We start from the raw sequence: 21,181 nt of genomic DNA, 5'->3' as shown, positions 1-21,181 counted from the left end.
GCATGTATTTGTAAATAATAAGCGTCATAACCTTTTATTTTTATTCGTAAATATATTTAAGTACTTCTAATGCTTGATCCACTGTCTCAACAGTTACATTAGCTTTGTTAGATAACTCTTTAAGCGGGTGAATTAAGTCAGTTGGTCGTATAAGTATTAACGGCTTGTTTAAAGCAATCGCCGTTGAAGCATCCATTGCTGTATTCCATTGTTTATATTTTTCACCAAATAAAGCAATGACAACATCAGCTTTATTCATTAATACTTGTGTACGAAAATTATTAATATCAGAAGCGGCATTATCTTTATAATAATTATTAGGTTGTTCACCTAAAATAGATTCGCCAATATTATCAGAACGATCATGGTTGGTTTGTGGACCAACAAACGTTAGTGGTAAATTATGTTGTTCAGCCTTCTGAGTGATTTCTTCTCTCCAATTATCATGAATTTGTCCTGCTAAATAAATCGTTAAATTTGTCATACGAATATTCACTCCTTTTTTATTAGTTTAACATATTTAAAACAATCGTTTTCTTTGATATGATTAGAAAAATATTAATAAAATAGTATGGAAGAAGGCTCTCAATATGCATACAATCGAAATAACAGCTATTCAAGAAAATGAAATAGAAGCTTTATCAACAATATGTAGAACGACTTTTAAAGATACATTTGTAGACGACATGCCACAAGAAGATATGAATCAATATTTTGAAGAAGCATACAATCATGAAACACTTTTAAGTGAATTGCAAAATAAAGAATCATGGTACTTCTTTGCCAAAATCAATCAAGAAATCGCAGGATACATGAAACTCAACATTGGATCAGCACAAACAGAACCAATGGGAGATGACTATCTAGAAGTACAACGTTTATACATGTATAAACAATTTCAGTCAAAAGGAATCGGCAGTGAACTCATGAAAAAAGCCTTTGAAATTGCTAAAGAACAACAAAAATCAAAACTGTGGCTAGGCGTATGGGAACATAATCACCAAGCACTCAAATTCTATACTAAGCATGGCTATAAAATAGTAGGATCTCATCAATTCGTAGCCGGTAATGACATATCAACCGACTATATCGTTGAGACAGAAATATAGAGATAAATATAATATAGGGGGGTAGAATATGCTTATATTTTTATTTATTTTAGCTTGCGGACTTTATGGTTATTATTTGGTTAACCGTAAAAGAAAAAAATAGAAAATGATATAATAAAAAGAGACCTAATTTCAGGTCTCTTTTTATTATGAAAATCGCAATAGAGATAATAAATTCTACATAAAATCTGAAAAGTAATCTCTATATTTAAAGTTAACATATGCTCCAATTACAAACGTTATTATCAGAAAAACAAAGTTATATATCACTAAATCCCAATTATTAATAAAGAACCATTCTTTATTTAGAGTCGCTGAACGGTATCCTTCAGCAAGAAAATAAATGGGGTTATATTTGATGATATTTATGACAATTTTATTATCTGGTAGATAAAGAATAGACGATACAAAAAATAACATTCTCATTAAAGCTTGTATAATCATTTGAGTGTCTCTTATGATGACGTTTAAAGTCGATGTAAATATAGCTATCGATATCGAAAGTAAAAGTGCATATGGAATAAATATTAATAATTGTATTAAATATATAGATGGTGTAAATCCAGCAATAAAGCATATTAAAGTTATAATACCCAATAGCACTAAATGACTATAAAATTTACTCACTACGATATAACTAGGTAATATTGAAATTGGAAAGTTCATTTTTGCTACTTGATGTAAAATTAATTTAAACGTAGTGAGTCATAGGTAGAATAGGTGTATTTGGGAGTGATTGCATTACAATTTTTAATCATTTTTTTATTTATCATAGGATATACTGCATTTAGCACGTGGGTACAGGTATATGGATTAAAGAGGTATAATAGAAAAGTTTCCAAAAAGCTATTTAGAATGATATTAGTAACAAATTTCGTGTTAGCGATAATATTAATCATCATCTATATCTGTTTTCCTTAATAAAGATATAGGTGCGATTTCTTCATTATTTACTCATATTGAAATGAAAGAAGTGATTAATGTTAGGAGGGGTATTTATGATTAAAATACTCTTTATATTTTCAATTGTTTTTGTAATTTATTATTTATTTTGGAAATTATACATTATCTGCGCAAAGTTTTTGAAACAACAAAGAAGAACAAAGAATAATTATATAGTAAAACATATATTACTTTCAACTGGGGAAAAGCTTAGTCACGTAGATTTAATAGTCGTACTATTGTTAACTTACTTAAGTTCTAGATAGACCATATTAAGATACTAATGCTATATTTAATGATGAATAAACAATAATCAAAAGTGTGATATTAGAGTGAAATATAATTCTATAGAAGGTGCAGGTATTGATGAAATTCAACAAAATAGCCAGTGTCGAAAGTAACTCAATTATTAGGGATCTATTTCAAAATATATTGAATATAGAAAATATAAAAGATGTTGAAGAGTATTACAGTATAACTGAAAATGAACTGTATTCTGTTAGTAATAATGAACGTATAGTAGGACTAGTGGGGTTAATCAGTACTGAACAAGAAGTTGTGATTAAACATATCGCTATTCAAAGTCACATACAGAATAAAGGGCTAGGAACTGAGATTATAAATAAAATACATCAATTATTCCCTAAACAGAAGTTAGTAGCTGAAACGGATAATGACGCAGTAGGTTTTTATATTAAACTAGGATTTAAAATTATTTCTTTAGGGGAGAAATATCCAGGAATTATTAGATATAAGTGTATCAAAGAGTTCTGAAAGATATAAAAATAAGGTGATTAATGTATATTTTAAACATGACATGATATGTATTAGATGATATAATGTAATAAATAGAAAGAATTGTTATATTTTAACATTATATCTCATCTTTATATGGAGTAGTGCTTGAACTTATTATTGGTGTTGGCTAAAAGTCGCCTATTATTTTTTATAATTCTCTAACCAATGAGAAAAGTAAGCTATTGCACATTCATATATAATGGGTGCAACGATGTGGACAAAAGTAATTACTGTAAAACCCCCTCACTATTGCACTAGTGAGGGGGTTTTAAATGCAATGTTTCATTTACTGTTAGTTTGGACTTGATTTAGAGTTTTGGTTATCATTAATTTAGAAGATGATTGTGGTAATACACATACTAATTATTTTAAAATCAAGGAGTGTTTGAATATGCTTGAGAATAAAGAGAGTTTTAGATTACTTTATCAAGCTATAAGCGAACTATCAGTTAGAATTGGTGATAATCAAATAGAGACAAACTCTGTAAGTTTATTATTATTGGATTTTGATTTTGAACATGAGGTGTTTGATAAACTTATGTTAGCTATTATGAAGTATTTGGGTAATGTAAGTTTAGATGATATAAATCATAGAGAACTTTTGGAATTGATAGATCAGACTATTCCAGAGGATAGACAATTAAATGAATTTGTGAAGAACAAAATAATTATAGGTTTTGCTAATAATTATTTTCCTGAATTACAGACTGTAGCAAATGACATAAAGAATGAAATGGGTATGTCTATTGCTAAAAGTAAATAAATTTTTTGAACATCAATGTCAATTTTACACATGACATGAAATGCAATAGGTGGTATAATGTTACTAACAAAAGCAATTGTTGTGACTCAACACCAAACCCCCTCACTACTGCCATAGTGAGGGGGTTTTATTAATGGTGTCGGCTAAACGTCGCCTTTTATTTTTTCTTACGATTCTCTAACCAATGAGAAAAGTAAGCTATTGCACATCCACATATAATGGGTGCAATGATATTGACAAAAGCAGTTGTCATTCTCAACACCTCCTCTCTATGTAGAATTACGCCATAGAGGTGGGCGACGATATAATTATATCATTATATTAAAAAAATAAAAACTTTTATTATAAAATTGTGTTTGATTTAATGTTTGTACCTAATTTTTTTGTAAACTGCATTTTGTTTTTGAATTTTTACTTAAATACTACTTTTGACAATACCGATTTTCATTATTTGTAGTTAAGGATATAATGTTTCTAATATATGATTAAATAGAATTTTAATCTATATTATGAACTAATTGTTATCTTCTATAGAAAAGGGTGAATTTATGATTATCTGGTTAAATGGGGCATTTGGTTCTGGAAAAACAACTACGGCTTTCGAATTGAATAAGAGATTATCTAAATCTTTTGTTTATGATCCTGAAAATTTAGGTTCCTTTATACGTCATAATATACCAAAGAATTTACATAAAGATAATTTTCAAGACCATGATCAATGGAGATACTTTAACTATGATTTATTAAAGTATATAGCAGAGTCATATGACGGTATAATCATTGTACCTATGACTATTATTAATATTGAGTACTACCAAGAAATTATTGAACGCTTAAAAAAAGATGGGATTCGGTTAGATCATTATATACTGTATGCAAATAAGAAAACTTTAAATAGACGTTTGAATAAAAGATTGGAATTGGGAGAAACGTTTGCTCGTGTTCAAATGGACGACTGTATTGAGTTTTTTGATAATATTGTTACAGAATATAAAATATATACAGATCAATTAAATGTTGACCAAGTTGTTAATGAAGTCGCTCAAAAGAGTCAATTAAAGCTATTAAAAAATAGAAATTGGATAAAGAGAAAACTCGATAGAATTTTAACGACATTTAAGCATATTAGATGATTAAATGTTATATTTTAAGACGAAAACCCTTCACTAATGTGATAGTGAAGGGTTTTTTGATTTATCTAATAAAGCTTTGAATAGCATCTATTAAACTGTAGACGCCTAAAAATGATACGACGAGTACGACGAATATTCCGATGATGTTCAGGACGATGCCGTTTGCAAATTTACCCATCATATTCTTCTTATTTAAGATTACAAAGATTAATATTGCGATGAGTGGTAAAATGATGCCATTTAATGCTTGTGCGATTAGTAAGACTTCTAATGGTTCGAACCCGAGTGAAGAGGTAATGATACCAATGAAAATGACGATTGCGAACACGAGTCTATACTTTTTACTTTTTACGCCACCTTTCCAACGGAGACAACTACTGATTGTTGCTGCAGCACCCATTGGAGAAGCAATTGCTGAAGATAGACCTGCTGAAAATAATCCGACACTCATGAATATAGGTGCAAAGTCTCCCAATACCGGTTTAAGTGGTTCGGATAGTTCTACTAAGCTTGTGACTTCTTTACCATGGATGAGTGTTCCTGCTGTAATCAGTATGGCAGCAGATATAAGTCCTCCTAATCCTATCGCAACAATTGTATCAATTCTTACAATTCTTAAGTCTTTAATGCCATTAAATCGTTCGTGAATGGAGCTAGCATGTATGAAGAAATTATAAGGTACAACTGTTGTACCAATAAGTGCGATAATTGTTAATAATGATCCGTTAGGTATACTCGGTATAAATGCACCTTTTAATACTGCGCCGAAATCTGGTTGAATGACAATAACTGTTGTAATAAAGATGACACCCATAATGAGCACGAGTACAGTCATAACTTTTTCTATTAAACCATAGCTACCGCTTAACCCAATTAACAAAATAACGATACCAATGACAGGGGCAATATAATTTTCTGGAATGCCAAGTAAATAGGAAGCACCTAACGACGTCCCTAATAAATCCCCAGATATGTATGCTGCACAACCAACTGCTACAGCAATCATACTGAACCAAACTGTGATGAGTTTAAGTAATTTGTGATTAAAAATATCCCGTATAGCTTCTCCTAAACCTTCATTTGTAACAAGAGCCAATCGAGCAACCATTTCTTGAAGCGCTATCGTTGCGATAATTGAGAAGACTACTGCCCAGAGTAAGCTGTATCCAAATCCAGCACCACCTTGAGTCATGGTTGTAACGGTACCAGGACCAACAAATGATGCAGTAATAATCATTCCAGGACCAAAAATACTAAACCTACTTCTTTCTCTCTTTTCAGTCATATCTTGTCATCCCTTCGTTTGTAAGGCATTAAACTTTGTTTAAAAACTTAATATGGCCGGCTAATACGTAAAGTACAGCAGTTGATACAAAGTGAGCAGAGTTTTGGTTCGCATCTTGCATTGGATAAACTTCAACAAAGTCCATACCAATAAGACCTAACTTTCCAAATTCGTAAATCATTGTTAAAAGTTCATAACTTGTTAAACCATTACCATCAACAGGTCCGCCTGGATTAAAAGCAAAATCGAGTACATCACTACAGATCGTTAAGTAAACAACATCAACATCTTTACTTGCCTGTGCATAAATATCACGCGCAAACTGACGTAAATCAGTTGTTTCTTTAATTTCATTAATCGTGATGGTAACCGCACCATTTTCTTTGGCGAATTGTCCCGTTTCAGGCTGGTTACGAGGTCCATGAATACCAGTATGAATTAAGCTTTCGTTTCGAATGCCTTCTGTTTCATATAACCTCATGAATGGTGTATTACGTGCAAATTGTTCATTTTCATAGTGAGGCATATTATCATAGTGCGCATCTAAATGAATAATGCCTACTTTTTTCCCGGTGTTCGTTAATCCTTTTAAAATCGGATATGTGATACCGTGATCGCCTCCTAAACCGACTAAAAATTTATTGGATTTCCATAAATATTCAGCAAATACTTCGATGTTCTGAACCGTTTGATCAACATCATGTGGTACGGTTGAAACATCACCTACATCCCCGATGGATAAATGCTTATGTACATCTATGTGATCTAATTCAGGTAAATATCCGCTATATCTAGCAGAAGATAATCTAATTTGTTTCGGTCCTAATTCACACCCTGTATAATCTCCCCAAGTGCAAGGTCCTTCGAAAGGGACGCCATATACGAGAACGTCTGTGGAATAATCTTTTTCTTTTGTTAAGTTTTTACCACCTAAAAAGCAAGGTGTATTGCCATAAATTCGTTCTGTCATTGTAAAAGTTCTCCTTTCAATTATTTATTCACATTATATAAAAGTAATCATTTGTTTTCAAATTTTTCTGAATATTAATTTTATAAAATGAACATATTTATTAAAATTAGTATGATTAATTTTGTAGCGTTGACAATTTTAATGGAACCGATTACAATCATATCAGGTTAATATATTTTTTTAAACCTTTTTGGTACCGGTACCAAAAAGAATGGGATAAATAAGGAGTGAAATCAATGAATTATAAAAAGGAAGCTCAGAATATTACTGAAGCAATAGGTGGTAAAGATAATATTGAAGCTATTGCGCATTGTGCCACACGATTAAGACTTGTATTAAAAGACGAGTCTCAAGTAAATGAAGACCAATTAAATGATATGGATATTGTTAAGGGGACTTTTTCAACGGGTGGGCAATATCAAATTATTATAGGTTCTGGAACGGTTAATAAAGTCTTTGCGGAAATGGAATCTTTAACTGGATTAGAGGCATCTACGACATCAGAAGTAAAAGAAAAGTCGACTAAGAAATTAAATCCGATTCAGCAATTTGTAAAAATGTTATCAGATATATTTGTTCCGATTATTCCTGCAATTGTAGCAGGTGGTTTATTAATGGGGCTTAACAATATTTTAACTGCTAAAGATTTATTTTATGATAAAGCGTCATTTATTGATGTTCATGATCAGTTTGCAAGTTTAGCCAATATGATTAATGTTTTCGCGAATGCACCATTTGTGTTTCTACCAGTTCTAATAGGGTTTAGTGCAGCGAAGCGGTTTGGAGGAAACGCATTTCTCGGTGCAGCACTTGGTATGATACTTGTACATCCTAGTTTAATGAATGGTTATGATTATCCTAAAGCTTTAGTAAAAGGCGACGAAATCCCAACTTGGGAAATATTTGGACTTTCTATCAAAATGGTTGGTTATCAAGGACAAGTGTTACCTATATTAGTCGCATCTTACATACTTGCTAAGTTAGAAATTGGATTTAGAAAAGTCATTCCTTCTACTTTAGATAATTTATTAACACCATTACTGTCATTATTCTTTACAGCATTTGTTACATTTTTAGTAGTTGGACCAGTTACACGAACTGCAGGGACATTCTTATCTGACGGTTTAACTTGGTTATATGAAACGGGTGGCGCAATCGGTGGATTATTATTTGGATTACTATATGCACCGATTGTTATTACTGGTATGCATCATAGCTTTATCGCTATAGAAACAACATTGATTGCAGATAAAGCAAATACAGGCGGATCATTTATATTCCCAATTGCAGCAATGTCTAACGTAGCACAAGGGGCAGCAACACTCGCAGCATTCTTTATTGTGAAGAATCTTAAAATGAAAGGTACTGCTTCAGCAGCAGGTATTTCTGCATTATTAGGTATTACAGAGCCAGCTATGTTTGGTATAAACTTAAAATTACGTTATCCATTTATCGGTGCAATAATAGGATCAGGTGCCGGTTCTTGTTATGTAGCTGCAACAAAAGTAAAAGCCATTGCACTCGGCACGGCGGGATTACCAGGATTTATCTCTATAGCTCCAGGTAGTTGGTTTAACTATATTATCGGTATGGCGATCGCAATTGTTGTCGCATTTGTTGTCACAATTTTATTATCTAGAAGAAAAGCATATAGAGATGTGCAATCATAATATTTGTTACGACCTCTCATTATTTCGTACAATAGAAGTAGTTATTAAATGGAGGTATTGAACATGAAATTAAATGAAATTGATGAAAATGAATTATATCCTACAGAAAAAGTTGGTCCAAGTGTATTAGGAACAATCATTTATAAAGTAGGCGAACAAAGCCAATTTAAAGGGGCATATATTACAACAAACGAACGTGTCATTATGAGCGTTGATATGAACGGTGAACCTTATAAAAGAGTATTTAGTTATCAAGACATCAAAGCTGTTACAATAGAAGATAAAGGTGTATTATTTATTGAATTCCCACAAGGAAAAGTTGCAATGATTGATATTGAAGAAGGCGACAAAGAAGCATTCAAAGATTACGTTAACAATCTCGTTCAACAATAAATAACATCGTTAAAAACCTTTCAATGAAGACCATAACAGGTCTAAATTGAAAGGTTTTTTATATACAAATGATGAAATTGATTAACCGTTATTCATGCTAATTATATTGATTTCGTTAAATATTTTATCTAGCTTTTCAAAGTCTATATCACCATCTGCTAATTCAGACCAATGTATAATTGCCGCTAAATTAGATCCATAAATAAACGGAAGTAAAGATTGAGGTAGGTGGGTAGGAGTCGTAACTTTATCAATATTATTTTTGAAATCTTTACTAAATACTTCAATGAAGTGTTTAATAAGTTCATCCATAAATGCAGTATCACTATTATCTTTTTGCTTTTCAAATACGTCACTTAGCTCACTGATAAATGCCTTCTCCATCGATTGAAAAGGATGGTGCAGACGATCGTATAAATCTAATTCAAAGAAATCTTTCGTATATTCGCTTAATGCATATTGTAAAAGATCAAACTTATCCATAAAATGCTTGTAAAATGTTGTTCTATGTATAAGAGATGCATGACAAATTTCATTTACAGTAATATCTGAGAAATTCTTCTCTTTAAGTATTGAGACTAATGTTTCTGTGAGAGCTTTTTTAGTTTTAATCACACGTAAATCCGTTTGTTTAGTCAAAATAAATTCCACTCCTTTAATATACAGTGTATGCATAAAATTCATGAAATGCAAATACTGAGTGCGTTATTAGCAGTTTTGGCTAGAAGTGCAAATAAGGAGACCAGTAATTACAATTCTCAGTAGTTTTGTAACTAACAACTCCGTTACAAACAAGTTTGGCCAGAAGTGTTCACAAGGCCATCGTTATGAACAGGTTTGGCCAGAAGTGTTCACAAGGCCCTCGTTACAAACAAGTTTGGCCAGAAGTGTTCACAAGGCCATCGTTATGAACAAGTTTGGCCAGAAGTGTTCACAAGGCCATCGTTATGAACAAGTTTAGCCAGAAGTGTTCACAAGGCCCTCGTTACAAACAGGTTTGGCCAGAAGTGTTCACAACAGTTTCTATAACTTATACTTATATAATAGAAGAGACTAGGTCGTTATGACCTAGTCTCTGCTTTATTATTTCGTTAACATATCTTTAAAGTATTTAGATTGTTTTTCGACTGAAATTGGATCTGAATACATAAATTCATTTCTTGGATAGTAGTATACGTGATCGTCTTTAACTGCCGGTGTATTTTTCCAAATGCTACCTTTAGTTAATGAAGAGTTTGGTGCTTTTCCATTTTCAGTTGGGATTAATAAATAATCACCAGTGTATTTATTAAAGTTCTCGAATGAAGTTGATAACCAACCTTCTTTAGGAATGTCTTTTTGTGCTGCTTCTGGATGTTTAAATCCAAATCCTTGATAAATAACTTCAGAACCTCTACCAAAGTTCTTACCGATTAATGTAAGTTCTTTAGGTCCAACTTCCATTATAGAAACTGTGCTGTCTTTGCCGATTTTATCTTTGACTTCTTTCCCATCTTTAGCCATGATATCTTCTATTTCTTTAATTTGTTCTTTAGCTTTATCTTCTTTACCTAATAATTTCCCGATTTCGATGTGTACTTCTTTAAAAGTTCGTTTACTGTGGTCGAATGGTACAGTAGGTGCTATTTTTTCATATTTTTTTATTTGTGGGTTAGCATTATAAGTAATGATTAAATCAGGTTTAAGCTTTGTAACAGCTTCAACATCTTCAGAACCAACACGTTTCCCGTCTTTATCGTCAACATATTTTGATTTAGGGAAATCAGCATCTGTTCCGACTGGATCAACACCAAGTTTTTGGAAGTTACCTTGGTTAGTTGTTAATACGACTACACGTTTTGGATTGTTAGGAATTTCAACTGTTTTACCTTCATCTGTTTTATATTTGTGACTTTTGTTTTTAGATGAGTCATCATCTTTGTTGCCACAAGCTGCTAATACAAGTAACAATGTAGCGAGGAATACAAGTAATTTTTTGGTCATTTTTCTCTCTCCTAATTGATAATTACTTTCAATTATAACATGTTATTTCTTTAAATAGTATCAATTTTTATATTTTAAATTTGTGTATTAATTGTAAATAACGCATAATATCTTTAACGATGGAGGTGATGTATCATGCATGAAATTAGAATAGAATGTCCCAAAATATTCGACTATGAAAAATGCTTAGATTATTTAAAAAGAGATGAGAATGAAGTGTTATTTGAAGTTGAAGATCATAAAATTTATCGTGCAATTAATTTAGATGGCGAGAGACTGTTGATATGTATTTATTATCATAGTCATTACTTAATTGTTGAGGTTTTAAATGATGTTTCTGTAAATCCAGCACTTACCGAAAAAATAATTGCATATATAGAAGAATGGTTTGATTTCTCAGCAGATTTATCATCGTTTTACCAATATGGTAGGAAAAATGAAATATTAAAGCCATTAATCCGTAAATTATATGGTTTAAGATTGATTAGACTTCCAAATTTATTTGAAGCTATTTCCTGGGGCATAATTGGTCAACAAATTAATTTAACATTTGCATACCAACTTAAAAAGAGACTTGTTCAAACTTATGGCGAGAAAATCACGTATAATCATAAAGCGTATTATATCCATCCAACAGTTGAAGTGATTGCGAATGTTTCAGTACAAGAGTTGATGGATTTGAAATTCTCAAGAAGAAAAGCAGAATATTTAATAGATATTGCCAAAAGAATGCATTCTCAAATGTTATCTAAAGACATGTTGATGGATATTAAGGATACGAATGAAATTGAGCGTTCACTGATTAAAATTAGAGGGATTGGTCCATGGACTGCACATTATGTTATGATGCGTGCATTAGGTGTTCAGGATGCTTTTCCAATCGGAGATGTTGGTTTACAAAACGCATTGAAAGACATCTTGAATTTAGATAAGAAACCATCTAAAGAACAAATGTTAAGTTTAAATGAAGGTTGGCATGAGTGGAGTTCTTATGCAACATTTTATATATGGCGAGCACCATATATTCAAAATTAAAGAGTTGGATTGAAATCTCTACGATAAATAGGGTATTTCATCCAACTCTTATTTTTTAGTCTAAAGTTTGTTCTTCACCATTAAAGATAAGTTTTGGTTCAATTGTTGCTTTTAAAGAATGTGCAACCGTACAATATTTATCGACACTCAGTTTTATGGAACGCTTTAATTTTTTTAAATCCACTTCACCTTCAACATCGAATGTTAATGTGACATGTTTCACTGATCGAGATGTTGTATCTTCTCTTTCATCATCTACAGTGATTTCCAATTTCGTAACTTGAGCTAAACGTTCTTTCATTAAATTGGTAACATCAATTCCAGTACACCCAGCTAAACCACTTAACATAAGTTCAACAGGAGATGGTCCATTGTCATCTCCACCTGATTCTGTTGGTGCATCAGAAATGATGTCGTGGCCAAATTTGGATTGTGCTTTAAAAGTTTTCTTACCTTGCCAAGTAGACTTAATCATTAAGCTCTCCTCCTCTTTTTTTAAATTGTATCAACTTCAAATAATATAGACTAGTAAATCGTCTTTCCCATAATTATTCATTAAAATAAAAAAATTTGTTTTTATGTCTTTTTGTTCATATTCAGTTCATATTGCCTCGTTATGATATATATATACATTAAAGAGAGAGGAACGGATAGACATGAAACTAGCACTTAAAGAACTTACTTATTACAAATTTAAATATTTACTCGTAACATTAATTTTATTCTTATTAGCATTTTTAGTGTTATTTATATCAGCGTTAGCACAAGGATTGGCTAAAGAGAATGTATCGGGAATTGAACAATGGAATAAAAGTACGTACGTAATAGCCAGTGATGCTGACAATAACTTAAGTCAGTCTAATATTACGACGAAAACTGATGAAGCTGTTAATACAATAGCTAAAGGCGACACAGTCAAAACAGCAATGCAAAAAATTGATACTAAAAGTGGAAAAACGAATTTAATGTTTACACAAATGACAAATAACATTAAACCGAAACCAACAGAAGGACATTTACCTCAAAATAAAAACGAAGTGTTATTGAATGAGAAATTAAAATCAGAAGGCTTTAAAGTAGGGGACGAAATTAAATTATCAGAAGGCGATCAATCATTTGAAATCTCAGGATTTGCTGATAATATCATGTTCTCACATACATCTATGGCTTATGTAAATAAAAATGGCATGGATAAATTGAAAGGTCATCATATTTCAGTCATTGCATATGACAACTTGAATGATCATCAAAAAAATGAAATCAACGATGTAGACAATGTTAAAGTCATTTCACAAGATGACATGTTAAATGCCATTCCAAGTTATAATGCTGAACAACAACCATTGAACTTGATGATTGTATTCTTATTCGTTATTTCAGCTATTGTTATCACGGCATTCTTCTATGTTATGACAATTCAAAAAACAAGCCAATTTGGTATTTTAAAAGCAATCGGTACAAAAAACAAATCACTTATCGCATCATTAATGTTGCAAATTCTGATGATCACATTAGTGGGCGTGGTCTTATCCATTGCCGTTATATTCATTATCAACAGTGTGATGCCAGTTTCAATGCCATTCTATATTGACGCAAACTTAATGATGTTAATGGTAGCCGTATTCATCTTTGTTTCATTAATCGGCGCCGTACTATCACTGATTAAAGTGACAAAAATCGAACCACTTGAAGCTATAGGAGGAGAATAATAATGGGATTAGTTGTTGAACATGTTACAAAATCATTCGGAGAAAAAGAAGCAAAAACACAAGTATTAAACGATATTACGTTTACAGCAGAAAAAGGACAGCTTGTTATTTTGAATGGCGCTTCTGGTTCAGGGAAATCTACATTACTTTCTATTATTGGTGGATTACTTGGCAAAAGCTCAGGAGAAATAACATTAGACGATTTAGATTATGTAGACTTATCAGATAAAAAATTAACAGATATGAGATTGAATCAAATAGGGTTTATCTTTCAATCATCACACTTAATACCATATTTAAATGTTACAGATCAACTTGTTTATGTTGGAGAAATGGCTGGCATGCGTAAGAAAGATGCTAAAGAAAGAGCTGAAAAATTATTAAAACAAATTGGTTTATCTCATAGACTCAAATCATATCCAAATGAATTGTCAGGCGGGGAAAAACAACGTGTTGCAATTATGAGAGCTTGGATGAATCATCCAAAAATGATTTTGGCAGATGAACCTACTGCAAGTTTAGATTCAAAACGTGCAATAGAAGTAGCAAAAATGATTAAAAATAGTGTGAAAGAAAATAATTCGATTGGTATTATGATTACACATGATGAAAGAATATTTGAATTTGCAGATAAAGTGATTAAATTAAGTGACGGAAGAATTGAGGAACAAGTATCATAATTAGGAAAAGCGGCTGGAGAATGTTAATCATCTCACAGCCGCTTTTTGTGTGCTTATTTTTTAATGAAACCTTTGAGATTTAATTTTTCTAGAATATCTGGTCTTGTTTTTTTGCTCATCATATTTTTAATTTGTTCTGACCAAGATTCTGAGCGTTTACCTTGTGTGCGTTTTTCATAATATTCTTGGATATCTTTGTCATATTGTTTAATTTGAGTAAGTTGTTGCTCTTTGTCGGCATTATATTGATTTTCGTGGAAGACATGTTCAAATGGTAAACGTTGCTTAGGTGAACCTTGATCGTCATCACTCGGTACACCGACAGCCATACCAAATAGTGGGAAGACATGCTCAGGTAAGTTTAATATCTCACTCACTCGACCAACATCGTTACGTAATGATCCTAAATAAACAATACCTAGTCCCATATCTTCAGCAGTTAAAGCAACATTCTGTGCAGCAAGTGCAACATCTATCGTACCAACGAGCAAGCCTTCAGCTGACTCAAAACTAGATTGCATATTGCCTTGTGTTTCTTGGTTAATTAAACTATGACGGTAATAATCTATCACATACACAAATAAATAACCGTTATCGACAACATGTTGTTGCCCTGATACTTCTTTTAATGCTTGTTTAATTTCTGGGTCTGTAATACCAATAATAGAATAAGCTTGAACGTAACTTGAAGTTGAAGCCATTTGTCCTGCTTTTACTAATTTTTCTACAGTCTCTTTAGAAAGAGGTTCATCTTTAAACTGTCTAACAGATCGATGCTGTTGAGTTAAGTCAAATACGCTTTGATTCATTGTGTTCAGTGCTCCTTTATAATACTTATGATATATAAATGTTATCAAAAATATTAAAAATATTCATATAAGGTGCTTTAAAGAGTAGAAAAATAAGCGTTTAGGATATCATATGACATCCCAAACGCTTATTAAGTGAAGCTTATTTAATTTTATTTAACGCTTGTTCTAAATCTTTAATAATGTCTTCACTAGATTCTGTACCAACTGATAAGCGTACTAAGTCTTTCGTAACACCTGATGCAAGTTGTTCTTCGTCTGTTAATTGTTGGTGTGTCGTACTTGCTGGGTGTATGATAAGTGATTTAGAATCAGCAACGTTTGCTAATAAAGAGAATAAATTCAGTGCTTCAACAAATTCGGGAATAGCTTCTGAATCACCTTTAACACCAAATGTTAAGATAGCGCCTTGGCCATTAGGTAAGTATTTAGTTGCGAGTTCGTGATATTGATTAGATTTAAGTCCAGGATAATTAACCCAGCTTACTTTTTCGTGATTTTCTAGAAACTCTGCAACTTTTTGAGCATTTTCAGAATGACGTTCTGTTCTTAAATGTAAAGTTTCAAGTCCGATTAGGAATTGTTGTGCATTAAATGGTGATAGTGCTGGTCCAATGTCACGCAGCAATTGTACACGTGCTTTCGTAATGTATGCAGCTGCACCAACGTCATTGACATAAGATACACCATGATAACTTGGATCAGGTTCAACTAATCCAGGGAATTTGCCATTATCCCAGTTGAATTGACCACTATCTATAATCACACCACCAATTGATGTACCATGCCCACCAATAAATTTAGTCGCAGAATGAACAACGATGTCAGCGCCAAATTTAATTGGTTGTAGTAGGTGAGGCGTAGCAAATGTATTATCAACGATTAATGGAATGCCATTATCGTGAGCCACTTTAGCAACAGCTTCAATATCTAATACATCGATACGTGGGTTACCAATTGTTTCAGCGAAAATAAGTTTCGTGTTTTCATTGATTGCTGCTTCAAAATTTGCTGGGTCATCTGGATCTACAAAGTGTACTTTAATGCCGAATTTCTTTAAAGTTACAGCAAATAAATTATATGTACCACCATATAGGTTAGTAGATGCGACTACTTCAGAGCCACTTTCTGCAATATTTAATATACTCAAAGTAATGGCTGCTTGACCGCTACCAACACTTAATGCTGCTAGTCCGCCTTCTAATAAAGCGATACGTTTCTCGAATACATCATTCGTTGGGTTCATAATTCGAGAATATATGTTCCCTTCTTCAGCTAATGCGAATAAGTTCTTCGCATGTTCAGTAGATTTAAACGTATATGAAGTTGTTTGATGAATAGGTACAGCTGTAGAACCTGTTACAGGATCAGGTACTTGACCACCGTGAATTGCTAATGTCTCTTTATTCCAATTTTCTTGTGTCATTCATAATTACCTCCTTAAGTTATATATGCCATTATAGTCAGACAATTTAAAAAATTCAATTAAATCCGAGTTAAAAGCTAAGAAAAATTCATTAAGGCTGTTAAAATGCGTATTTGAATTAAAACCGACTTTACTTATAAGAATAGTTGTGATAAATTCAACATATTATTATGTTCGGGAGTGGATGACTTGCTTAAAGTTGAAGGATTGTATCATAAATTTGGTACACAAGAAATTTTGAAGAATATAAATTTTGAACAAGAAAAAGGTACCGTCACAACAATTATTGGACCAAGTGGATCGGGGAAGACGACACTACTAAGAAGTTTAAATATGCTTGAAACACCATATAAAGGATTAATCGAACTCGGGAATTGTAAGTTCAATGTAGAAAATTATCAAAAGCAGGATGTTACACGCTTAAGAAGTCAATCTGCAATGGTTTTTCAACACTATAATTTGTTTAAAAACCGTACAATTTTAGAAAATATTACAGAAGGTTTGATATACGGACAAGGAATGAAGAAGAAAGAAGCTAAAGAGAAAGCTATGAAATATCTTAAAAAAGTATCTTTAGATGATAAAGCGGATGTTTATCCTGTTCAACTGTCAGGTGGACAACAGCAACGAGTTGGTATTGTGAGAGCGCTCAGTATCGAGCCTGAAGTGTTGTTATTAGATGAACCAACTTCAGCACTTGATCCTGAATCTGTACAAGGTGTGTTAAATATCATTCAAGAAATTGCAAGCGAAGGTAGAACGATGGTTATCGTAACGCATGAAATCCAATTTGCGAAAGAAGTATCTGATCAAGTTGTGTTTATGGATAAAGGTGAAATTATTGAAAGTGGGACACCGGAAGTCGTTATTGATAATCCAGCGTCTGAGCGTACGAGAAGATTCTTAAGTCGTTTAACACCAGTCGGATTGTAGGAGGTAAAGAATGAAATATATTAAATTATTGATTTTGATGATGCTCATCATCTCTTTATCTGGTTGCGGCACAATCACGAAAGAAAATAACGGCAAAAAAGTTGTCAAAGTGGCTTTATCTGCAGAAGTCAATCCGCCTTATTTATATACAGATAGTGATAATAAACCAGTCGGATACGATATGGATTATATGAAAGAGCTTGAAAAGAAATTACCACAATATGATTTCCAATATGAATTTGGAGAAGAAGAATCTAACGTTGTTGGTATTGGTGTTGGTAAATTTGATATGGGCATTAATTGGTTCTTCAAAACCCCTGAGCGAGAACAGAAATTTTTGTATCAGAAGGAGCCTTATGTTTATTCTTTAACAACACTTATTGTACATAATGATACAAATGATATTGAAACTTTAGATGATTTACAACATAAAAGTCTAACGCCTATGTCACCGAGTGGCGGCTTATATTCAATCTTAACAGGTTACAACAAGACTCATAAAAATCAAATCGACATTGATGAAATCCATAAAGTTTCAAATGGTGAAAATTTCAAAATGATTGAATCTAAAAGAAGAGATGCCATGTTCTTAAACTTAACAACTTACCAAGCAATTCAAAAAGAACTCAATGCTGACGTGAAAGTTGGTGGCGTTGTTTCAAAAGAATCTGTTCATATTTTATATAACAAGAAAAATACGCAATTACAAAAAGATATAGACAAAGCAACTAAAGAATTAAAAGAAGATGGTACGCTAGAGAACTTATCTAAAAAATGGTTTGGATTTAATATATTTGATGATAAAGAGTCATTAAATGATATTAAAGACCGCTTATAAGGAGGAGACATATGGGAACTACCACTTGGCCAGATTTGTTTGCGCAAATACTGGATAAACTACCAATTACATTGTTTATTACTGTTCTTTCTCTTTTATTTGCGATGATATTGGGGCTAGTATTAGCAGTTATTAGAATCAAAAAAGTACCTGCACTATCCCAAATCGTAAAATTATATGTATCCTTTGTCAGAAGTACGCCACTTATATTACAACTATTTTTAGTATATTTTGCGTTACCGATCATATTGCAGTGGGTTTACATTGATATTAATCATTTTAGTAGACTTTTCTTTGTTATTTTGACATTCACGCTACATACTGGTTCATATTTATCAGAAGTGATGAGAGCTGGTTATAACTCTGTTGATAAAGGACAAATTGAAGCAGGGAAAACAGTTGGTCTTAATGATCGTACAATTTTATTAAGAATTATTATTCCACAAGGATTTAGAAATAGTTTACCAAACATCGGTAATCAAGTTATAGAACTGATTAAAGACACATCATTAGCATTTACAATCGGTTTAATCGATATGATGGGACAAGTGAATTTAATTATCGGTAATAACTACGGACTAGGTATGTTTCCCGTATATGTCGCGATTTGTATCATTTACTGGGTCATCTGTATCATAGTCGAGTTTATCGTGATGCTTTTAGAAAAGAAATACAATATTCCATATCAAACTGAACAAATGAGGTGAGCAATTTGACGATAGATTTTCCTTTTATGTATGAACATGTTGGAGATATTTTAAAAGGTGTGCCGACAACGTTATTAATAGCAGTTGTCAGTATGGTATTTGGATTAGTGATTGGTACTGCTTTTGCATTAATAAGACAAGCTAAGTATCCAGTTATTAATCAACTCATTGTCATATTTGTTTCATTCTTCAGATCAACACCACTCATCGTTCAGTTGTTTGCTTTTTATTATGGAACACCTGTAGTAATAGAGTGGTTAAACAAAATGTGGCACTGGAACATTGATCCTGATGGTATCAATCCTTTAGCAATCGTATTATTTGTATTTACATTACATTCAGCTGCGTATTTGACAGAAGTGATGCGTGGCGGTTTACGAAGTGTTGATGATAAACAAATAGAAGCGGCACTAACAGTTGGACTTAGAAAGCGACATATACTCATGAGAATTGTGATACCTCAAGCTTTAGGTTATGCAATTCCAAACTTAGGTAATCAATTTATTGCTTTAATTAAAGGGACAGCAATCGCGTTTGTGGTGCAAGTAACAGAAATACTCGCAATCAGCCAAATTATTGCTAACGACGGTTATCGTTTTGTTGAAGTATATATTATAGCAAGTGCAATATATTGGATTATGGCTATCATTTTCGAATGGATTTTTGGCAAGATGGAAAACAGAGTTGGAAAATATTTATATCAAACATAAAGCGCAAGGTCATAGATTATCATTTCCTAGGAAATTTAATCTATGACCTTATTTTTTATAACTTTACATCGTATAAGTGTATACTAATAGATAAATAAATAACGGGGGTGCATCATGATTGAAATCCGACCAGTTGAAATGAAAGACGCAAATGAATTGTTAGATATAGATATACGTAATAGAGCACTATTTGAATCGTATTCAGCAGCAGATCGCAAAGATTCAGACTATCAACTCTATAATTATAGAAAAATTATAGATAAACATTTACAAGATATGACAGAAGATAAAGGCTATCACTATGTCATTGTACATAAAGAAGATAATAAAGTAATCGGAACGATAGATTTATTTGCAATCGTCAGACACAATATTCAAAGCTGTATGATGGGTTATGCATTAGACGTAGCATACAACGGAAAAGGTATTACAACATTGGCAGCAAAAGAAGTCATTCGTATCGCATTTAATGAGTTAGGATTTCATAGAGTTGAAGCAGGCGTACAACCAACAAATATCGGTTCAGTTAGAGTATTAGAAAAAGCAGGTATGACTCGCGAAGGACTAAACAGATCTAACGTAAGAATAAATGGCGAATGGAAAGATCATTACCTATATGCCATCGTAAATGAAAACTATTAAAGATAGGTCAGTAATATGGTGGTAGTAGGGTTGGGCGTTTATATATGTTTGTTATTATTGGCTAATTACTTAATTAAAAATGAAAAATTCTATATTATTCATACGATGTTTACAATAATCTTTATCTGTTTTAGCCAAATTCCTTTAAATTATTATGCAAAACTTGATGGGGACTTAAATGGCATTGTATTGGTATTTGGATTGATGTTTACAATACTGATGAGTGTATCCATGTTTCTTCAAGTGATTTGTGATTTAATATCTTATACGAATTTGTTTAGAGCAGAAACTATAGATAAAATGTTCAAAATAGTGTCTGATCCATTAGAAGTAGTAGGTAATATACTGAAATCAGTTTGGCTATTACTATTTGGTATACATTTAATTCAAAATAATGAATATGGGATAGGCTTATTATTTCTAATATGGGGATTATTGATTGTCTATTATATTGGCATACTTATATATTATGTAACAAGATACAAAAAAGGTATTAGTCCAAATGTGTTTTTTATAAATATTGAAACACTATTGATATTTTTAATTCTATATATAGGTACTTTTATTATATGAAGTGACTTTCTGGACCGATAAATAAAATTACCGGTCCAGAAACGAGATTACCAGGCTGATAAAATAAATTATC

The 21,181-nt window shown here is 32.1% G+C and carries 27 protein-coding genes; 16 read left to right on the top strand and 11 right to left on the bottom strand.

Annotation, left to right across the window (positions count from 1 at the left end; translation table 11 throughout):
• Nucleotides 1-40: 40 nt before the first annotated feature.
• On the bottom strand, nt 41-484 hold the full coding sequence (locus MHH94_RS11955; protein ID WP_025905009.1) for a YtoQ family protein: 444 nt from the start codon (nt 482-484) through the stop codon (nt 41-43).
• A gap of 106 nt (nt 485-590) precedes the next feature.
• Between MHH94_RS11955 and MHH94_RS11950 the strand changes: the two genes are divergently transcribed.
• On the top strand, nt 591-1,109 hold the full coding sequence (locus MHH94_RS11950) for a GNAT family N-acetyltransferase (RefSeq protein WP_048541823.1): 519 nt from the start codon (nt 591-593) through the stop codon (nt 1,107-1,109).
• Nucleotides 1,110-1,286: 177 nt separating this feature from the next.
• Here the strand turns inward: MHH94_RS11950 and MHH94_RS11945 are convergent, their stop codons facing one another.
• Entirely contained in the window at nt 1,287-1,775 is a 489-nt protein-coding gene (locus tag MHH94_RS11945) for an ABC transporter permease (protein ID WP_232156638.1), read from the bottom strand.
• Nucleotides 1,776-2,107: 332 nt separating this feature from the next.
• On the opposite strand from MHH94_RS11945, the gene MHH94_RS11940 reads away from it, so the two are divergent.
• Both MHH94_RS11940 and MHH94_RS11935 read left to right on the top strand, forming a co-directional pair.
• Nucleotides 2,108-2,317 (top strand): hypothetical protein, encoded by a 210-nt coding sequence (locus MHH94_RS11940; protein WP_078355477.1) that lies wholly within the window; start codon nt 2,108-2,110, stop codon nt 2,315-2,317.
• A gap of 100 nt (nt 2,318-2,417) precedes the next feature.
• Nucleotides 2,418-2,825, top strand: coding sequence for a GNAT family N-acetyltransferase (locus MHH94_RS11935; RefSeq protein WP_058591674.1), 408 nt, complete (start codon nt 2,418-2,420; stop codon nt 2,823-2,825).
• Between the two features lie 165 nt (nt 2,826-2,990).
• On the opposite strand, the gene MHH94_RS11930 is transcribed toward MHH94_RS11935, so the two are convergent.
• A complete protein-coding gene (locus tag MHH94_RS11930) occupies nt 2,991-3,077 on the bottom strand; it encodes a type I toxin-antitoxin system Fst family toxin (RefSeq protein WP_107603069.1) in 87 nt (28 codons plus the stop codon).
• 163 nt (nt 3,078-3,240) lie between these two features.
• On the opposite strand from MHH94_RS11930, the gene MHH94_RS11925 reads away from it, so the two are divergent.
• Nucleotides 3,241-3,612 (top strand): hypothetical protein, encoded by a 372-nt coding sequence (locus MHH94_RS11925; protein ID WP_058591673.1) that lies wholly within the window; start codon nt 3,241-3,243, stop codon nt 3,610-3,612.
• A gap of 157 nt (nt 3,613-3,769) precedes the next feature.
• On the opposite strand, the gene MHH94_RS11920 is transcribed toward MHH94_RS11925, so the two are convergent.
• Entirely contained in the window at nt 3,770-3,865 is a 96-nt protein-coding gene (locus tag MHH94_RS11920) for a type I toxin-antitoxin system Fst family toxin (protein ID WP_107603061.1), read from the bottom strand.
• A 295-nt stretch (nt 3,866-4,160) separates the two neighbouring features.
• On the opposite strand from MHH94_RS11920, the gene MHH94_RS11915 reads away from it, so the two are divergent.
• Nucleotides 4,161-4,745 carry an AAA family ATPase gene (locus tag MHH94_RS11915; RefSeq protein ID WP_078355478.1) on the top strand — a complete coding sequence of 195 codons (585 nt, stop codon included), beginning with the start codon at nt 4,161-4,163 and terminating at the stop codon, nt 4,743-4,745.
• A 61-nt stretch (nt 4,746-4,806) separates the two neighbouring features.
• Here MHH94_RS11915 and MHH94_RS11910 read toward each other — a convergent pair whose 3' ends face one another.
• Both MHH94_RS11910 and MHH94_RS11905 read right to left on the bottom strand, forming a co-directional pair.
• Nucleotides 4,807-6,030 (bottom strand): Nramp family divalent metal transporter, encoded by a 1,224-nt coding sequence (locus MHH94_RS11910; protein ID WP_058591671.1) that lies wholly within the window; start codon nt 6,028-6,030, stop codon nt 4,807-4,809.
• 28 nt (nt 6,031-6,058) lie between these two features.
• The gene (locus MHH94_RS11905) at nt 6,059-7,000 is read right to left on the bottom strand and encodes an agmatinase family protein (RefSeq protein WP_058591670.1); all 942 of its coding nucleotides are present in this window, start codon (nt 6,998-7,000) and stop codon (nt 6,059-6,061) included.
• Nucleotides 7,001-7,236: 236 nt separating this feature from the next.
• Between MHH94_RS11905 and MHH94_RS11900 the strand changes: the two genes are divergently transcribed.
• Together MHH94_RS11900 and MHH94_RS11895 are read left to right on the top strand one after the other, a co-directional pair.
• Nucleotides 7,237-8,670: a sucrose-specific PTS transporter subunit IIBC gene (locus MHH94_RS11900; RefSeq protein WP_106417421.1), complete on the top strand. Its 1,434-nt coding sequence runs from the start codon at nt 7,237-7,239 to the stop codon at nt 8,668-8,670.
• Nucleotides 8,671-8,733: 63 nt separating this feature from the next.
• A complete protein-coding gene (locus tag MHH94_RS11895; protein ID WP_048541837.1) occupies nt 8,734-9,063 on the top strand; it encodes a hypothetical protein in 330 nt (109 codons plus the stop codon).
• A gap of 81 nt (nt 9,064-9,144) precedes the next feature.
• Here MHH94_RS11895 and MHH94_RS11890 read toward each other — a convergent pair whose 3' ends face one another.
• Both MHH94_RS11890 and MHH94_RS11885 read right to left on the bottom strand, forming a co-directional pair.
• Nucleotides 9,145-9,702, bottom strand: a complete 558-nt coding sequence (locus tag MHH94_RS11890; protein ID WP_058591667.1) for a TetR/AcrR family transcriptional regulator — start codon at nt 9,700-9,702, stop codon at nt 9,145-9,147.
• A gap of 444 nt (nt 9,703-10,146) precedes the next feature.
• Nucleotides 10,147-11,046 carry an ABC transporter substrate-binding protein gene (locus tag MHH94_RS11885; protein WP_078355480.1) on the bottom strand — a complete coding sequence of 300 codons (900 nt, stop codon included), beginning with the start codon at nt 11,044-11,046 and terminating at the stop codon, nt 10,147-10,149.
• A gap of 135 nt (nt 11,047-11,181) precedes the next feature.
• Between MHH94_RS11885 and MHH94_RS11880 the strand changes: the two genes are divergently transcribed.
• Entirely contained in the window at nt 11,182-12,081 is a 900-nt protein-coding gene (locus MHH94_RS11880; RefSeq protein ID WP_058591665.1) for a DNA-3-methyladenine glycosylase family protein, read from the top strand.
• Between the two features lie 55 nt (nt 12,082-12,136).
• Here the strand turns inward: MHH94_RS11880 and MHH94_RS11875 are convergent, their stop codons facing one another.
• On the bottom strand, nt 12,137-12,556 hold the full coding sequence (locus MHH94_RS11875; RefSeq protein ID WP_048541845.1) for an OsmC family protein: 420 nt from the start codon (nt 12,554-12,556) through the stop codon (nt 12,137-12,139).
• Between the two features lie 181 nt (nt 12,557-12,737).
• Between MHH94_RS11875 and MHH94_RS11870 the strand changes: the two genes are divergently transcribed.
• Both MHH94_RS11870 and MHH94_RS11865 read left to right on the top strand, forming a co-directional pair.
• The gene (locus MHH94_RS11870; protein WP_340841224.1) at nt 12,738-13,790 is read left to right on the top strand and encodes an ABC transporter permease; all 1,053 of its coding nucleotides are present in this window, start codon (nt 12,738-12,740) and stop codon (nt 13,788-13,790) included.
• Nucleotides 13,791-13,792: 2 nt separating this feature from the next.
• Entirely contained in the window at nt 13,793-14,470 is a 678-nt protein-coding gene (locus MHH94_RS11865) for an ABC transporter ATP-binding protein (RefSeq protein ID WP_048541848.1), read from the top strand.
• Between the two features lie 53 nt (nt 14,471-14,523).
• Here MHH94_RS11865 and nfsA read toward each other — a convergent pair whose 3' ends face one another.
• Nucleotides 14,524-15,279, bottom strand: coding sequence for an oxygen-insensitive NADPH nitroreductase (nfsA, locus tag MHH94_RS11860; protein ID WP_106417419.1), 756 nt, complete (start codon nt 15,277-15,279; stop codon nt 14,524-14,526).
• A 142-nt stretch (nt 15,280-15,421) separates the two neighbouring features.
• Nucleotides 15,422-16,705, bottom strand: coding sequence for a homocysteine synthase (locus MHH94_RS11855; RefSeq protein WP_340841221.1), 1,284 nt, complete (start codon nt 16,703-16,705; stop codon nt 15,422-15,424).
• A 189-nt stretch (nt 16,706-16,894) separates the two neighbouring features.
• On the opposite strand from MHH94_RS11855, the gene MHH94_RS11850 reads away from it, so the two are divergent.
• The 6 genes from MHH94_RS11850 to MHH94_RS11825 all read left to right on the top strand — a co-directional run bounded on the left by MHH94_RS11850 (nt 16,895) and on the right by MHH94_RS11825 (nt 21,108).
• Nucleotides 16,895-17,638 carry an amino acid ABC transporter ATP-binding protein gene (locus tag MHH94_RS11850; RefSeq protein ID WP_119648933.1) on the top strand — a complete coding sequence of 248 codons (744 nt, stop codon included), beginning with the start codon at nt 16,895-16,897 and terminating at the stop codon, nt 17,636-17,638.
• A 10-nt stretch (nt 17,639-17,648) separates the two neighbouring features.
• The gene (locus MHH94_RS11845) at nt 17,649-18,476 is read left to right on the top strand and encodes a transporter substrate-binding domain-containing protein (protein WP_078355484.1); all 828 of its coding nucleotides are present in this window, start codon (nt 17,649-17,651) and stop codon (nt 18,474-18,476) included.
• Nucleotides 18,477-18,487: 11 nt separating this feature from the next.
• The gene (locus tag MHH94_RS11840) at nt 18,488-19,183 is read left to right on the top strand and encodes an amino acid ABC transporter permease (protein WP_058591661.1); all 696 of its coding nucleotides are present in this window, start codon (nt 18,488-18,490) and stop codon (nt 19,181-19,183) included.
• A 5-nt stretch (nt 19,184-19,188) separates the two neighbouring features.
• Nucleotides 19,189-19,893: an amino acid ABC transporter permease gene (locus tag MHH94_RS11835; RefSeq protein WP_232156628.1), complete on the top strand. Its 705-nt coding sequence runs from the start codon at nt 19,189-19,191 to the stop codon at nt 19,891-19,893.
• A 114-nt stretch (nt 19,894-20,007) separates the two neighbouring features.
• Complete coding sequence (locus MHH94_RS11830; protein ID WP_078355485.1) at nt 20,008-20,535, top strand: GNAT family N-acetyltransferase; 528 nt, start codon at nt 20,008-20,010, stop codon at nt 20,533-20,535.
• Between the two features lie 30 nt (nt 20,536-20,565).
• Complete coding sequence (locus MHH94_RS11825) at nt 20,566-21,108, top strand: hypothetical protein (protein WP_119648935.1); 543 nt, start codon at nt 20,566-20,568, stop codon at nt 21,106-21,108.
• Nucleotides 21,109-21,181: the final 73 nt, after the last annotated feature.

It is taken from the genome of Mammaliicoccus sp. FSL K6-3158 (genome assembly GCF_038005105.1).
In the GTDB taxonomy this organism is placed as follows: domain Bacteria; phylum Bacillota; class Bacilli; order Staphylococcales; family Staphylococcaceae; genus Mammaliicoccus; species Mammaliicoccus sciuri.
Note: the sequence above shows the minus strand (reverse complement) of the source record. Positions and strands in the feature narration are given on the sequence as shown.